Here is a 14,713-nt window from a genome sequence, read left to right on the forward strand (position 1 = left end):
TCTAATAAAATGACAGAAATGCAGGAACTACGATCATGATCATAACCACGAAAAGCATGAAAAGAAGGGGAAGCAAAAGCTTGGTTCCTGCCTCTTCTCCCAGCTTTTTAGCCAGGTTTTTTCTTTGCTCAAAGGCAGATACCATCTCAAGCTCTAACGCCTGACGCAGCTGCCGGCTCCCATTTTTCTGGCTCTGTTCCAGAAGCGTGCAAAGCTTTAAATAAGGCTGTAGGCCGCACCTTCGTCCAAACTCACCAAAGGCTCTCCCTTCTGATACTCCGCTTTCAAGCTGAAACACTGTTTTTAACATCTCCTCATAAGCAGGACGAACCTCTCTTTTTCCTTCCTTTATTCCTGCTTCATAGCCTGCTGCAATCCGCTCGAACGCCCCTCTTACGGTAAGCCCTGCGCCAATATAGACCACCAGCTTTGAAACCACCTCCGAATAGTCAAACAGAAGCTGCTGCTCCCGTTTCTTTGCACGATTTTGCTTATCCATTCCTTTTTTTATGTGAAGAAGAGCTGCCATGAACAGACCCAGCACAGGAAACAGCCGGTAGCTGTTGTCTTTGGGCAGATAGTAGTTCAGTTTTTTTCCGTAATAAACAGAAGGGAGTTTCAGATAATCCTCTGTCTGCTGCTTTAAATCTTCCTCACCTGCCCATGTCAAAAACTCATCTGCAGCTTTCTCCTCCGGTGTCATGACCGGAGGGTAAACGGTTACATGGAACTCATAAGTATGTTCGTGCCTTCCGACACGGGCACGGGCACGGAGTACCGCCGGCTCTCCTTGCTCCTTTGTCCTTTCATTATGTACATTTCCAAGGGAATCCACCAGTTCCGGATTGTCCGACTCCCATCTAAGCTTGACTCCGTAATCGTCAAGACCGCTTTTTAAACTTAAATTGCTGTGGATTTCTGCTAAAGACTTATTTTCTCCCAGTATCTCTTTTTCCAGACGGTTCTCAAGCCGGTCAAATAATTCCGTTGCTTCTCTCTCTGAATAGCGGCGTTCACTGACGGGAATTCTTACCGGTACTTTCCTGTGCTCTTCCTCTTTATCAAGACCTGATACCTCAATCTCATAGGTTATTTCTCCCTGGCCCGGGCCGGCCCTTTTTAAGCCGCCTCCATCTGATATGGTTCCTCCATTCCGTCCGGAAGCAATGGCCATAAAAGCATAAAGACCGATTCCCGCTGCTACACAGACTGCCTGCTGCCTGGTAAAGAACACCTTCCAGCCCTTTCCACGTTTCTTCCACATGGCTCCTCCTTAAATTTCGATGTTCATAATCCGCTTAGCTATGAAAAATGCTATGAGATAAAAAGCCAGGCAGACGGTCATTAAAATCCTTCCGATTCCCGTTGTATACATAATGTCAAAAAATCCGGGAGAGGTTATATCAATGTAAAAGACAATAAAGAAAGGAATCATGTTCATGATCTTCTGCTCAAACTGCTTGGCCGCTGTCATTGTCAGAATCTCCTGTCTGACCATAACCTTATCACGGATTACATTCGCCGTATGACTGATAATGGATACCAGTTCCCCGCCGCTTCTTTTTGCGGCAGAGAAAACTTCTGCAAAATTCTTCACATCTTCAAGTCCGCTTCGTACCGCAAATTCTGAAAGGGCCTGTTCCACAGAACGGTTGATCTTTATCTGATTCTCAATGTGTTTAAATTCTCTTGTGATAAGCCCCTGTTCTCCATAGAGTAAAACCAGTTCCCTTACGGAAGAGGAAAATGCATTCTCAACCGAATACCCGGCACTTAAAAAGGAGGATAACAGTAAGATCCCTTCCTTAAATTCAAGGTTTAACTGCTGCAGCCTTTTCTCTTTTTGTTCTTTTCTTTTTATGACAGGGTAAATGTATCCGAACGGAAGAAGTAATAAAAATATTATGAAACTGCGGTAAAAAACATAGGCGAACAGCCCTGAAAGAATCAGGCCCTGGCTTCCATACATGCACCATTCCATTGGTGCCAGAACGTATTTATCATAATTCAATGCCTGCGGCTTTAAGTTTTTCGGTGTTTTCCATGTTTCCCACCTTTTTAAGACTTCCCCGCACCGCTTTGCTGCTGTCCCGTTTTTCATAATCTTCTTCAAACCGGTACAACGGGTTAAGTCTGATTTCACCATTTTCATAACCAGCTACCTCCACAATGGATAAAACCCTTCTGCTTTTGTCCCTTAATCTTCCAAGATGAATCAAAATATCAATGGCGGCCGCAACCTGGCTTCTTACTGCCGCAAGGGGAATATCAGCCCCCATAAGGACCATCGTCTCAAGCCTGGAGAGCATATCTTTGGGACTGTTGCCATGGCCGGTGCTGAGACTGCCGTCATGACCCGTGTTCATGGCAGATATCATATCAAGGGCTTCTTTTCCCCTGACTTCTCCGACGATAATTCTGTCCGGGTTCATTCTAAGAGAGGCTTTAATTAAATCTCCTATGGTAATCTCTCCTTCTCCCTCCCCATTGGCTCCTCTGGTCTCAAGCCTTACCAGATTTTTGATCTGAGTGATTTTAAGCTCCGCAGAATCTTCAATGGTCACAATTCTCTCATCTTTTGGAATATAAGCGGACAGCGCATTTAAAAACGTACTTTTTCCCGAATTTGTCCCGCCGCATACAAAGATGTTATAACCGGATTCCACAATGGCTTTTAAAAAATGGGCGGCCTCCTCTGTAACGGCCCCAAGCCTTAAAAGCTTTTCCATGGTAATTGGCTTGGGAAATTTTCTTATGGTTACTGCAGGACCGTCTAAAGCAATGGGAGGAAGCACTACATGAACCCTGGATCCGTCCGGCAGTCTGGCATCAGCAATGGGTCTTGATACATTGACGGTGCGGTTTATCCGGCTTACGATCTGTTGAATGGTGTCTTCCAACTGTTCCTGACTGTCAAAGGTCCTGCCGCACCGTTCCACCTTCCCGCTTCTTTCTACAAATATCTGATGGGCCCCATTGACCATAATCTCCGTTATTTCCTTGTCATCCACCAGTTCCTGAAGGGCTCCCAGACGGCGGAAGGAATCAAACAGCCTGCTTCGAAATTCCATCTTCTCTTTCAGCGGCAGAAAGGTTTCCTGACCGTATTCCAGAATCCTCCGGTCTATAATGGCATACAGCTCCTCATCGGTGACCTGCTGCTGTTCATTTAATTCCTTGAATATCTCCTCCCGCATTCTTTTCCGCTTTTCCTCATCCATATGCGCTCCTCCTTATGGCTGCTTTCTTAAAAGCTGCCGCGTATAATCTCCAAGTTCTCCCCACAGAAGCTGCTCCAGATAAGAATCTCTCCGTCCGAAGCTGCTGTGATAAGGAAGCTTGATCTTCTGAATCCGCGCCTTAACAGATTCATGTCCGCAAGCAGATAGATATTCCTCAAACTCCTCCACCTTTGCGGCAGATATACAGTCTTCCTGCACCGGCATATAAATTTCATCGCAGACTTCAAGCACTTCCACAGCCTTCTTCCCAAACTGGCCAAGATCCAGAATGATGAACTCATACGCACTTTCTCTGGCAATGCGGCTCACCAGATCCGCCACGTCTTCAGCTGTTATCTGATTTAAGTCTTCCGGATAACGCACCGGAGGCACATAATCCAGTTCTCCCCAGGTATAGACAAGAGATCCCAGGCGGACCCAGTTATACTTTTCCTGACTGTAGTAGTAAAACAGATCGGATAAACCGCCTTTGTGCTCTTCACCGATCAGTCTTCCAAGCCCCGAGCAATCCTCAAAGTTCATATAAAGCACCTTTAGATCTCTGGATAAAAGCTGTCCCATGGTAAGGGAAAACGAAGTCTTTAAGCACCTGTTGACCGGAGAATAGACGCCTATGATCCGGCTGGTGCCGGAAATCATGGTACTGCCAGATTCCTCTGCACCGGCGCAGCAGCATTCCATTACCTCCCGCATTATGCTGTCTGCCGCCTGGTATTTGTAAATACTTTTATAGGGCTTCTCAACACAAGCCGGCTCTCCATCGGTTAAAAGGACTACCTGTACCGCACTTACTTTTGCGATCTCCTCCTGGGGAACAGATGCATGGACCATCAAAATTTCAATCTCATGAGCACCTCCGAAAATTATCAGCTTTTCAAGCGTTGTAAATGCCATTACATGAAAAGGAACATATTTCTTCTGGTTTACGAAATCTGCAAATCTCTCCGCATAGAACGGATCCGCATCAAAAACCGCCATCACTCGATCTGACAAATAAAAACCTCCCTCTTTACTGCAAAGCCACTATGGTAATCAATGTGCCTAAAAAAAGACACACCCCCAATGGAATGACCATATCATACCCATCCCTGTCCGGACGGTAATAAGCAGTTATTTTACCTGTTTGGAATACATACCTGATGTAGGTCAGAAAACAGGAAAAGCGGTATAAGAGACTGCCTTTGCCTGCCATTTTGATCAGGGACCAGAACGCCCCGATAAGAAACCCGGCTCCGATTGCCACAGATCCGGTACGAAAGCCAAGATACCCGCATATCAGCGCAGCCATCTTAATGTCACCTGCACCGATCATACGGCAGAGAAAAAAGAAAAAAAACACTGCAGTCACTGCCAGCAGCCGGAAAAGGAACCACAATGGCGCCTTTAGAAAATACAAATCTGCGGAAGTACTGCCTGCTTGAAATACGGCAAGAAATATGCCGTTTACCACTCCCAGGAGCAGCCACCAGTTGGGAATCCGGTGTTCCCGGATATCAAAGTAAGCTGCCGCCCCTAAAAAAAACAGCAAAATAAAATACTGTACGATAAAATCCACCTCTTTTCTTACTGTCAACTCTGGAATTCATGCTGGAATATCAGCTTTGGGACTATGGAACCGTCTTCCATAGTTCTTGAAATAATTGAATGGCTGTACGCAGAACGCATACAGGAATATAATACCATTATGCACAGGAGAAGCTAAAATGTCAACTGTTTTTTTATTAAATACTGTATACAAAAAAACCGCAGGCCAACAACGAGAAACCATATCATTTTATGTAACATTTCAACAATTTTGTCGAAATATTATTCGTATATACAGCATAAATTACAAAAATTTTTCTCGACAGGGGATTGACGTTTCCATTGCTTGATGGTAAGATGAACTTAGTTTATTTTTTTAAACCAAAGGAGGAGCAACCAATGGAAGCCCAGGACTTTCATCTGCTTTTTAAGGATTGTATGCCCCTTTTTATCGCCCTTGGAGATGAGGTCCGTCTTACCATAATTGAAACCCTTGCCCGTGCCGGCCTTTATGACAGTAAAGGAAATGAAGTTACGGCTTCTGCTTACGGACACACCCCACCATCCATTAAGGGAATGAATGTAAAGGACATTACAGAAAATACCAGTCTTTCCCGTCCCGCTGTCTCCCACCATCTAAAGATTTTAAAAGAAGCCGGACTGATCGGCGTCCGTAAGGAAGGGACAGCAAACTACTACTATTTAACCATTGGAGACAGCACCAAAAAGCTGTGTTGCCTTGGGCGGCACATGCAGGAACTTTTAGACAAAAGCCTGTAAATAACCGGTTATACATGTAATTTATGAATAAAAAGCCATTTTCCAGTTATAATGAATTTTATAGATATATTGTAAAAATTATGAAATGGAGATGGTAGAATGAAGCATGTAACTTTTAAAAAACGCCTGACCGCATCAGAAGAGGAACGAAGACTCAGATATGAAATCGAGCGTTCCAAAACAGCCATTGATGCCGCCAGAAACCACTTTGAACATGTGGTCGACCCCACGCTTATTGATTGCTATATCTATGAACTGAATGCGGCCCAGCTGCGTTACCAGTTTCTCCTGCGCCGCTTTAAAAGCCAGGAATTGAAGCTGCAGGAAGCAAACACGCTTCCAATTGCTAACGGTAAGCACAGAGTGCTATCTTAAAGATCACGGAGGAGTGAGCAAATGGCAGAAGAAAAAAATGGAATCGGAACTGGTTTTATTACCGAGGTAGACCGTTATCTTTATAATAACGGAAAGCATTACGAAATCTACGAAAAGCTGGGTGCTCACCCGAAAACCTATATGGGAGAAGACGGAATGTATTTTGCGGTGTGGGCGCCCCATGCAAAGCAGGTCGGCGTAGTGGGTGATTTCAACGGTTGGAATCCGGATAAAAACCCCATGACATGCCTGGCTGATTCAGGAATCTGGGAGGCATTTGTTCCAGGTCTTTCTGTTGGGGCGCTTTATAAGTACGCAATCACTTCCCAAAGCGGTAAGATGCTTTTTAAAGCGGACCCTTACGCATTTGAGGCAGAATACCGGCCTCAGACCGCTTCTGTTACAACGGATCTTTCCGGTTATGTCTGGAACGATGATGCCTGGATGGCAAAACGGAAAAAAGAAGATGCCATAGACGGTCCCGTCAGCATCTATGAAGTTCATCTGGGTTCCTGGAAGAAGAAGAACAGAGAAGAAAAGGATGGCTTTTATACATATGTGGAAGCGGCCCATGAGCTGGGAGATTACGTCGCCGAGATGGGGTATACCCATGTAGAGCTTCTGGGAATTGCCGAACATCCCTATGATGGGTCCTGGGGATATCAGGTAACGGGTTACTTTGCACCTACTTCCCGGTATGGAACTCCAAAAGAATTTATGTATTTCATTGATTATCTGCACCAAAAAGGTATCGGCGTCATTCTGGACTGGGTTCCGGCCCATTTTCCAAAGGATGCACACGGACTTTCTGACTTTGACGGGCAGGCCTGCTATGAGTATGCCGATCCCCAAAAAGGAGAACATCCGGACTGGGGAACCAAAGTCTTTGATTACGGCAAATACGAAGTAGATAACTTTCTCATTGCCAACGCCCTGTACTGGGTAGAGAAGTTCCATGTAGACGGGCTCCGTGTGGATGCCGTTGCCTCCATGCTTTACCTGGACTACGGCAGAGGGAACGGAGAATGGGTGCCCAACCGGAACGGAGGCAATGAAAATCTGGAAGCCATAGAATTTTTTAAGCATCTAAACAGTGTCTTAAAAAAGCGGGGAAACAAAGCCATGGTCATTGCAGAGGAATCCACTGCATGGCCAAAGGTAACGGAAGCCCCGGAAAACGGCGGCCTTGGGTTTACGTTTAAATGGAATATGGGCTGGATGCATGATTTTCTTGAATACATGAAGCTGGACCCTTATTTCAGAAAATACAATCACCATAAAATGACCTTTGGACTTACATATTTTACCAGTGAAAAATATATACTTGTATTATCTCATGATGAAGTCGTGCATTTAAAATGCTCCATGATCGAAAAAATGCCGGGTCTTCTTGAAGATAAATTCTCAAATCTAAAAGTGGGTTATACCTTTATGCTGGGACATCCCGGTAAAAAGCTTTTGTTTATGGGCCAGGATTTCGGACAATTCCACGAATGGGATGAAAAGACTTCCCTTGACTGGTATCTGGCAGAAGAGCCTCTTGGAATGGATTTAAAAAACTACGTCAGGGATCTTTTACACCTTTACAAACAATCTCCTGCCCTTTATGAAAAGGATTATGACTGGGAAGGTTTCTCCTGGGTCAATGCCAATGACAGTGAGCGGAGTATCTTCAGTTTTATCCGCCGCAGTGCCGATGGCAGGAACAGCCTTTTGTTTGTTTTGAATTTCACGCCGGTAGAGCGGATGGATTACCGGGTGGGCGTTCCAAAAAAGGGGAAATATACCCTTGTTCTAGACGAAAGCCACGGTCTTTACCCTGCCGGAAAAAAATCTCTGTCATACCCTGCACAAGCTCTGAAATGGAATGAAAAAGAGTACTCCATCGCATTTTCGCTTCCAGCTTACGGGGTGCGGGTGTTCTCCTTTTAACAGACGTGCTCTATACAATTTACACAATATTTTTTTGTTATTTCTATACTTTTTATATGTTTTGTAGTAAAATATAAATACGTGATTCCTACATCAATTGTACGCAATAATGGAAGGAGAAGTATTTTATGGAAGCAAAAGTCATCGCTGCAACTGCAACAAAAACGGTATACCGGGATGGGGATAAGGCAATTAAGGTATTTCATGCAGACTTTCCTAAGGCTGAGGTCCTGAACGAAGCATTGATCACCGCACGGGTGGAGGAAACCGGCGGAATCAAGGTTCCAAAGGTACTGGAAGTCGGTGTTTTTGAAGGCAAATGGTCCATTACCTTTGAATTCATTGAAGGAAAGACGCTGGAACAGCTTATGGAGGAGCATCCGGATCAATTACCGGATTACATGGAAAAGATGGTGGATCTTCATCTGTCGGTCATGGCAAAGCAATGCCCTCTGTTAAATAAGCTAAAGGATAAGATGGCACGGCAGATCTCGGAGATTGAAGAACTGGGAGATGTGAGCCGGTATGATATGCAGACCCGCCTGGACAGTATGCCAAAGCACACAAAACTCTGTCACGGAGATTTTAATCCCTCCAATATTATTGTAAAAGACGACGGAACCTTTTACGTCTTAGACTGGGTGCATGCCACTCAGGGCAATGCCAGTGCTGATGTGGCAAGAACGTATCTCCTTTTTTGCCTTAAGGACCAGAAAAAGGCAGATATGTACATGGATATGTTCTGCAAAAAAACAGGTACCGCAAAGAAATATGTCCAGTCCTGGCTACCCATTGTAGCAGCCGCACAGCTCTCTAAGAAACGGCCGGAAGAAGCAGAGCTTTTGAATCAATGGGCCAATGTCTTTGAATACCAATAAACAGAATTTTCAAAAGCCGCATACAGCTTTATTAAGAGCTGCATACGGCTTTTCTTTATTCGCCAGAATCAGATTCCCCTAAGGATTCCTGATTTCCCGACATCACTTCATGTTCTTTTTTCAGTTCCTCATACAGATCATAAAACTTCCATTTGCAGTTGGTATCCGTGACCACTGCTTTTAATTCGATCCTCGGTACGCCGGCCCTTCTCAGGCTCATCAAAAGCTCGTCTACCCGTCGGTTTGAAAAGTTTTTCATCACCAGAATCTCTTCTTCCACCAAAGGACACTCCTCGAAGTCACGTTCTTCAAAACCATCATATCCGGCCAGATATCCTACGGTCTGATTCATCTGGTCCTGGGTAATATTCCTGATCCGGATCCCCATTCGCACCAACACCGCTTTTAACTTTGCAGATTTGGTATCATTCCCGTTTTGCTTTGCCTTCTCCGGCTGGTAATAAAGGACCATTTCCTTTGTGACTGCCATATTCTATCCCTCCTGCTGCCGATTTATAACAGATGTCTTCTCAATTCTTCTCCGGTTAAAGAACTTAAATACGCCGGTGCAATATCAAATACAGTCTTGCCGCCGCTCTGTCCTTCCTGATTCAGGCGATAAGCAGCTCTTGCATAAGAAATAAGCACAGAAGCGGTAAATTCCGGGTTGGAATCCAGTTTTAAGCTATACTCAATCACATGGCTGTGGTTATCCTCCCAGCCGGTACTTCCTGTCCGGATCACAAAGCCGCCGTGGGGAATTCCCTTATGATCCCTCATCAGTTCTTCCTCACTGATAAAATGCACGGTAGTATCATAATCAGAGAAATAATCTGGCATGGTCACGATCTCTTCTCTGATCCGCTCCAAGTCAGCTCCCTCTTTTGCTACTACAAAGCACTCTCTGGTATGCTTTTCTCTTACGGTCAACTCCGGATTTTTGCCTTCACGGACCGCTTTTAAGGCTTCATCAACGGGAATCGTATACTGTCTGGCATCCTTTACGCCCTTAATTCTGCGGATGGCATCCGAGTGCCCCTGGCTGACGCCCCTGCCCCAAAACGTATAGTCATGGCCTCCCGGCAGAACAGCACCGGCATACAGGCGGTTTAAGGAAAACATACCAGGGTCCCAGCCTACAGAAATGATTCCCACCTTTTTGCCCTGTTTTGCAGCTGCATCAACGGCTGCAAAGTGTTCCGGGATCTTTGCATGGGTGTCAAAGCTGTCTACAACATTAAAATGCCTTACTAACTCCGGTGTCTGGACCGGTAAATCCGTAGCACTTCCTCCACAAAGGATCAGCACGTCAATGAAATCCTTCTTTGACACGATCTCCTCATAGGCATATACCTTCACGCCTTCTGTCAATATCTTTAACGAGTCCGGGCTTCTTCTGGTAAATACAGCTGCCAGCTCCATATCCGGATTATGCCTTATGGCACATTCCACACCTTTTCCAAGATTTCCATATCCTGCAATACCGATTCTAATTGTCATATGTTCAACTGCCTTTCTAAAAATGCTGACTTCTATTATAACCATAAACCCATATGGTGTAAATAATGAATCCGCAAACAGATGGTTCTTCTGTCTGCGGATCTCATTTTCTTATTAAGCAAATGCTGTCTCCGGCATATCCATTGCAGTGGTTTCATACTTATCCAGAATCACCTTCTGGATGGTATCCCTGGTATTGGAATTGATGGGATGCGCGATATCCCGGTACTCCCCGTCTGCTGCCTTACGGCTTGGCATGGCAATGAATAGCCCTTTTTCCCCTTCAATGACTTTAATGTCATGAATTACGAATTCATTATCCAGTGTTATTGATACAATAGCCTTCATCTTTCCTTCTTTTTCGATACGTCTCACTCTCACGTCTGTAATCTGCATGTTAAGCCCCTTCCCGTCACATTTCCTTATAATGTGTATCTTTCGTTTTTTTCCAAGACAATTTTTACATTGTCAGGTGCCCCTATATAGGTGGTGTTGGCCTGGATCGTATCCCTGCTTTCCACAATACAGTTTTCAATGACCGTATTATCTCCTATATAAACGTCATTTAAAATTATGGAATTTTTAATGACGCAGTTGTTACCTATGTAAGCCTTCTTAAACAAAACGGAATTTTCAACAACTCCGTTGACTATGCTGCCGCTGGATACCAGGCTGTTCTTTACGGCAGCGCCCGGGTTATACTTTGCCGGCGGCAGATCGTCGATCTTTGAATAAACATCCGGATACCGGCGGAAGAAATAATCCCTGACTTCCGGTTTTAAAAAATCCATGTTGGTTTTATAATAGGAATCCACCGAAGCGATGTTCCTCCAGTAAGTGTTCATTTTATAGGCGTATATCCGTTTTAAATTCCGGTAACGTACCAGAATGTCACTGACAAAATCATAACGGTCCTCCATGGCGCACTGTTCGATCAGTTCGATCAGCTGCCGTCTCCGGATCACATAAATACCGCAGGATACGGTATTGGAGGAAGCCACCATAGGCTTCTCTTCAAAATCCGTGATCCTTCCATCCTGATTGGTCTGTACCAGTCCGAAACGGGTAATGTCCTCTCCCGCGGGAAGCTCCGTACATACCACAGTGATATCCGACTTCTTCTCAATATGGTATTCCAATACCTTTCCATAATCAAGTTTATAGATGCCATCCCCGGCGGCAATGACCACATAAGGCTCATGGCTGCTTTTTAAAAATGCCAGATTCTGATACAATGCATCTGCGGTCCCCCGGTACCAGTCGCTGCTTTCCGCGGTTATGGTAGGAGTAAAGACAAACAGTCCGCCCTGCTTTCTCCCAAAATCCCACCATTTGGAGGAACTTAAATGCCGATGCAGGGATCTGGAATTATACTGGGTCAACACTGCCACATTCTGAATATGGGAATTGGTCATATTGCTGAGGGCAAAGTCAATGCTTCGGTAGTTTCCTGCAATGGGCATGGCTGCAATGGCCCTTTTGCTGGAAAGCTCCCGCATCCTCTTACTGTTTCCGCCTGCTAATACAATCCCTATCGCTCTCATCGCATGCCCCCTGCCTTTATAATGTAGTCTCCGCCAGCAAGCTCCCCATCCTTATAATCCTCCAGCGTGGTATCTCCAACGATTGCCGTATTCTTTCCCACCTTTACCTGTTCCGGTATCACGGAGTTTTCCCCTACCGTTACCAGATCGAACTGATAGACCTTGGGATCGTATTTACTTTTTTCATATTCTCCGATTCCAAGCTGGGCTCCGGCTCCAACCGCTACATTCTCCGCAAGTATGGATTTATTGATTACAGCATCTTCCCCTATCACACATTCCCGCATAACGATAGAGTCTTTCACTACAGCCCCCTTTTTTATGACAACGCCGGCACCTATGACAGAATTGCGGACTTCTCCGTAAATTTCAGAGCCTTCTCCTATAATGCTCCGGTCTATGACCGCATCTTCCGAAACATACTGCGGGGGAATGATGTCGCTTTTTGTGTAGATCTTCCAGTATTCTTCGTAAAGGTTGAATTCCGGTATGATGTCTATGAGCTCCATATTGGCCTCCCAGTAAGAACCAAGGGTCCCTACATCCTTCCAGTAACCGTTGTATTCATAAGCAAACACCCGCTTTCCCTCCTCAAAACAGAAAGGAATGATATGCTTGCCGAAATCACACCCCGGTACATCTGACATGCGGATCAGTGCTTCCTTTAACGCCTTCCAGCTGAATATGTATATGCCCATAGAGGCCAGGTTGCTTCTGGGATTTGCAGGCTTTTCCTCAAATTCCGTAATCCTGTTGCTTTCATCTGTAATAAGAATCCCAAACCGGCTCGCTTCCTCTATCGGCACCGGCATCGCAGCAATCGTGATATCTGCATGATTGGCTTTATGGTATTCCAGCATGACCTCATAATCCATCTTATAAATATGGTCTCCGGACAGGATCAACACATAATCCGGATTATATGTCTCCATATATTCCAGGTTCTGGTAGATGGCATTGGCCGTTCCGGTATACCAGTCACTTCCTTTGCTCCTTTCATAGGGAGGAAGAATGGTAACTCCGCCCACATTGCGGTCCAAATCCCAGGGAATTCCGATTCCGATATGGGTGTTTAAACGCAGCGGCTGATACTGGGTCAGAACGCCTACTGTATCTACTCCTGAATTGATGCAGTTGCTCAGCGGAAAATCGATGATACGGTACTTGCCGCCAAAGGATACTGCTGGTTTGGCTACTTTCTGCGTCAGCACCCCTAACCGGCTGCCTTGTCCGCCTGCCAAAAGCATGGCAATCATCTCTTTTTTAATCACGTTATCACCTCTTGCTGTGTATTTTATTGTTTCTACATTATACCACACTTTTTAAAAATAGTGAACAAATTTTTGTTTTTATACCTTTATTTTTTGTGCAATTTCCGACATTTTTCGTGTTTGCATCAACTTTTTTACAATTTCAGCCATATATGGAGTTTTTGCACTGTGCCCCCCTTGAATCAAGGCCGAAAATACAGTATAATCTTAGTAAGTATGCGAACAAATAAAGGAGAAGCTATTATGGAATTAACAACAGTAAGACATATATATAAAAAGCAGGAATCATTTTTAAATACCCAGGTTACGGTCGGAGGCTGGGTGCGGAGCCTGCGTGATTCCAAGGCATTCGGTTTTATTGTATTAAATGACGGTTCCTATTTTGAACCCCTTCAGGTGGTTTATCATGATACCATGAATAATTTTGCTGAGATTTCCAAATTAAACGTCGGCGCTGCCATTATTGTGACAGGAACTCTGGTTCCAACTCCCGATGCAAAGCAGCCCTTTGAGATACAGGCGACGGAGATTACTGTGGAGGGAACCTCTTCTCCGGATTATCCCCTTCAGAAAAAACGTCACTCCTTTGAGTATTTAAGGACCATTTCTCATCTGCGTCCAAGAACCAACACCTTCCAGGCAGTCTTTCGGGTACGTTCTCTGATTGCTTATGCCATTCACCAGTTTTTCCAGGAAAGAGATTTCGTTTATGTACACACTCCGCTCATTACAGGAAGTGACTGCGAGGGTGCCGGAGAGATGTTCCAGGTGACCACTCTGGATTTAAATAATGTGCCTAAGACCGAAGACGGCAACGTGGATTTTTCCCAGGACTTTTTCGGAAAGCCTACCAACTTAACCGTAAGCGGACAGTTAAACGGCGAAACCTATGCCATGGCATTCCGAAACATCTATACCTTCGGACCTACCTTCCGTGCGGAGAATTCCAACACCACCCGCCACGCGGCTGAATTCTGGATGATCGAACCGGAGATGGCATTTGCAGATTTAAATGACAATATGGCACTGGCGGAATCCATGTTAAAATATGTGATCCGTTTCGTTCTGGAGAATGCACCGGAAGAGATGAATTTCTTCAACCAGTTTGTGGACAAGGACTTACTGAACCGTTTAAACAATGTTCTGGAATCCGACTTTGCCCATATCACCTATACAGAAGCCGTTGAGCTTCTTACAAAGCATAACGATGAATTTGATTATAAAGTTTTCTGGGGCTGTGATTTACAGACTGAGCATGAGCGGTATTTAACCGAACAGCTTTATAAAAAGCCGGTATTTGTTACGGATTATCCCAAGGAAATCAAGGCTTTCTATATGAAGATGAACCCGGATAACAAAACGGTAGCTGCTGTGGACTGTCTGGTTCCGGGAATCGGAGAGATCATCGGCGGCAGCCAGAGAGAGGATAATTACGATAAGCTTGTTGCACGTATGGACGAGCTTTCACTCAACAAGGAAGATTATGAGTTCTACCTTGATTTAAGAAAATACGGCTCCACCCGCCATGCAGGCTTTGGTTTAGGCTTTGAGCGCTGTGTGATGTATTTAACCGGAATGGCCAACATCCGCGATGTGGTTCCGTTCCCGAGAACCGTTAACAACTGCGAACTTTAAGCCGGTACCACAAATTCCCTTCCTCTTCCGGC

At 45.0% G+C, this 14,713-nt stretch carries 15 protein-coding genes; 5 read left to right on the forward strand and 10 right to left on the reverse strand.

What is annotated here, in order from left to right:
- Nucleotide 1: 1 nt before the first annotated feature.
- The 5 genes from ACLTWA_RS18380 to ACLTWA_RS18400 are packed head-to-tail and all read right to left on the reverse strand — an operon-like array spanning nt 2 to nt 4,815.
- Entirely contained in the window at nt 2-1,264 is a 1,263-nt protein-coding gene (locus ACLTWA_RS18380; RefSeq protein WP_412329358.1) for an immunoglobulin-like domain-containing protein, read from the reverse strand.
- A gap of 9 nt (nt 1,265-1,273) precedes the next feature.
- Nucleotides 1,274-2,101, reverse strand: a complete 828-nt coding sequence (locus tag ACLTWA_RS18385) for a type II secretion system F family protein (RefSeq protein WP_412329359.1) — start codon at nt 2,099-2,101, stop codon at nt 1,274-1,276.
- On the reverse strand, nt 2,001-3,221 hold the full coding sequence (locus tag ACLTWA_RS18390) for a CpaF family protein (protein WP_412329360.1): 1,221 nt from the start codon (nt 3,219-3,221) through the stop codon (nt 2,001-2,003). The genes ACLTWA_RS18385 and ACLTWA_RS18390 overlap by 101 nt, the downstream gene beginning before the upstream one ends.
- Before the next feature lie 12 nt (nt 3,222-3,233).
- Nucleotides 3,234-4,235, reverse strand: coding sequence for a hypothetical protein (locus ACLTWA_RS18395; protein ID WP_412329361.1), 1,002 nt, complete (start codon nt 4,233-4,235; stop codon nt 3,234-3,236).
- A gap of 16 nt (nt 4,236-4,251) precedes the next feature.
- The gene (locus tag ACLTWA_RS18400) at nt 4,252-4,815 is read right to left on the reverse strand and encodes a prepilin peptidase (RefSeq protein ID WP_412329362.1); all 564 of its coding nucleotides are present in this window, start codon (nt 4,813-4,815) and stop codon (nt 4,252-4,254) included.
- Between the two features lie 350 nt (nt 4,816-5,165).
- Between ACLTWA_RS18400 and ACLTWA_RS18405 the strand changes: the two genes are divergently transcribed.
- From ACLTWA_RS18405 to ACLTWA_RS18420, 4 genes are all read left to right on the forward strand, one after another.
- A complete protein-coding gene (locus ACLTWA_RS18405) occupies nt 5,166-5,546 on the forward strand; it encodes an ArsR/SmtB family transcription factor (protein WP_412329363.1) in 381 nt (126 codons plus the stop codon).
- Between the two features lie 99 nt (nt 5,547-5,645).
- Complete coding sequence (locus ACLTWA_RS18410) at nt 5,646-5,921, forward strand: YaaL family protein (protein ID WP_412329364.1); 276 nt, start codon at nt 5,646-5,648, stop codon at nt 5,919-5,921.
- Nucleotides 5,922-5,942: 21 nt separating this feature from the next.
- On the forward strand, nt 5,943-7,853 hold the full coding sequence (glgB, locus tag ACLTWA_RS18415) for a 1,4-alpha-glucan branching protein GlgB (protein WP_412329365.1): 1,911 nt from the start codon (nt 5,943-5,945) through the stop codon (nt 7,851-7,853).
- Nucleotides 7,854-7,981: 128 nt separating this feature from the next.
- Nucleotides 7,982-8,731, forward strand: a complete 750-nt coding sequence (locus ACLTWA_RS18420) for a phosphotransferase family protein (protein ID WP_412329366.1) — start codon at nt 7,982-7,984, stop codon at nt 8,729-8,731.
- Between the two features lie 55 nt (nt 8,732-8,786).
- Here ACLTWA_RS18420 and ACLTWA_RS18425 read toward each other — a convergent pair whose 3' ends face one another.
- The 5 genes from ACLTWA_RS18425 to ACLTWA_RS18445 all read right to left on the reverse strand — a co-directional run bounded on the left by ACLTWA_RS18425 (nt 8,787) and on the right by ACLTWA_RS18445 (nt 13,046).
- On the reverse strand, nt 8,787-9,221 hold the full coding sequence (locus ACLTWA_RS18425) for a DUF3783 domain-containing protein (protein WP_412329367.1): 435 nt from the start codon (nt 9,219-9,221) through the stop codon (nt 8,787-8,789).
- A 23-nt stretch (nt 9,222-9,244) separates the two neighbouring features.
- On the reverse strand, nt 9,245-10,231 hold the full coding sequence (locus ACLTWA_RS18430; RefSeq protein WP_412329368.1) for a diaminopimelate dehydrogenase: 987 nt from the start codon (nt 10,229-10,231) through the stop codon (nt 9,245-9,247).
- Nucleotides 10,232-10,345: 114 nt separating this feature from the next.
- Complete coding sequence (spoVG, locus tag ACLTWA_RS18435; RefSeq protein ID WP_412329369.1) at nt 10,346-10,627, reverse strand: septation regulator SpoVG; 282 nt, start codon at nt 10,625-10,627, stop codon at nt 10,346-10,348.
- Between the two features lie 26 nt (nt 10,628-10,653).
- The gene (glgD, locus tag ACLTWA_RS18440; RefSeq protein ID WP_412329370.1) at nt 10,654-11,775 is read right to left on the reverse strand and encodes a glucose-1-phosphate adenylyltransferase subunit GlgD; all 1,122 of its coding nucleotides are present in this window, start codon (nt 11,773-11,775) and stop codon (nt 10,654-10,656) included.
- The gene (locus ACLTWA_RS18445; protein ID WP_412329371.1) at nt 11,772-13,046 is read right to left on the reverse strand and encodes a glucose-1-phosphate adenylyltransferase; all 1,275 of its coding nucleotides are present in this window, start codon (nt 13,044-13,046) and stop codon (nt 11,772-11,774) included. The genes glgD and ACLTWA_RS18445 overlap by 4 nt, the downstream gene beginning before the upstream one ends.
- A 243-nt stretch (nt 13,047-13,289) precedes the next feature.
- Between ACLTWA_RS18445 and asnS the strand changes: the two genes are divergently transcribed.
- On the forward strand, nt 13,290-14,681 hold the full coding sequence (asnS, locus tag ACLTWA_RS18450) for an asparagine--tRNA ligase (RefSeq protein WP_412329372.1): 1,392 nt from the start codon (nt 13,290-13,292) through the stop codon (nt 14,679-14,681).
- Nucleotides 14,682-14,713: the final 32 nt, after the last annotated feature.

Origin of the sequence: Lacrimispora sp. (assembly GCF_046972725.1) — a bacterium.
Lineage (GTDB): Bacteria > Bacillota > Clostridia > Lachnospirales > Lachnospiraceae > Lacrimispora.

Bases quoted from the DNA above. Each gene is read 5' to 3' on its own strand.
- glgD (WP_412329370.1), bottom strand. From the start codon at position 11,775: ATGAGAGCGATAGGGATTGTATTAGCAGGCGGAAACAGTAAGAGGATG.
- ACLTWA_RS18385 (WP_412329359.1), bottom strand. From the start codon at position 2,101: ATGAAAAACGGGACAGCAGCAAAGCGGTGCGGGGAAGTCTTAAAAAGG.
- ACLTWA_RS18425 (WP_412329367.1), bottom strand. From the start codon at position 9,221: ATGGCAGTCACAAAGGAAATGGTCCTTTATTACCAGCCGGAGAAGGCA.
- ACLTWA_RS18405 (WP_412329363.1), top strand. From the start codon at position 5,166: ATGGAAGCCCAGGACTTTCATCTGCTTTTTAAGGATTGTATGCCCCTT.
- ACLTWA_RS18420 (WP_412329366.1), top strand. From the start codon at position 7,982: ATGGAAGCAAAAGTCATCGCTGCAACTGCAACAAAAACGGTATACCGG.
- ACLTWA_RS18430 (WP_412329368.1), bottom strand. From the start codon at position 10,231: ATGACAATTAGAATCGGTATTGCAGGATATGGAAATCTTGGAAAAGGT.
- spoVG (WP_412329369.1), bottom strand. From the start codon at position 10,627: ATGCAGATTACAGACGTGAGAGTGAGACGTATCGAAAAAGAAGGAAAG.
- ACLTWA_RS18390 (WP_412329360.1), bottom strand. From the start codon at position 3,221: ATGGATGAGGAAAAGCGGAAAAGAATGCGGGAGGAGATATTCAAGGAA.
- glgB (WP_412329365.1), top strand. From the start codon at position 5,943: ATGGCAGAAGAAAAAAATGGAATCGGAACTGGTTTTATTACCGAGGTA.
- asnS (WP_412329372.1), top strand. From the start codon at position 13,290: ATGGAATTAACAACAGTAAGACATATATATAAAAAGCAGGAATCATTT.
- ACLTWA_RS18380 (WP_412329358.1), bottom strand. From the start codon at position 1,264: ATGTGGAAGAAACGTGGAAAGGGCTGGAAGGTGTTCTTTACCAGGCAG.
- ACLTWA_RS18410 (WP_412329364.1), top strand. From the start codon at position 5,646: ATGAAGCATGTAACTTTTAAAAAACGCCTGACCGCATCAGAAGAGGAA.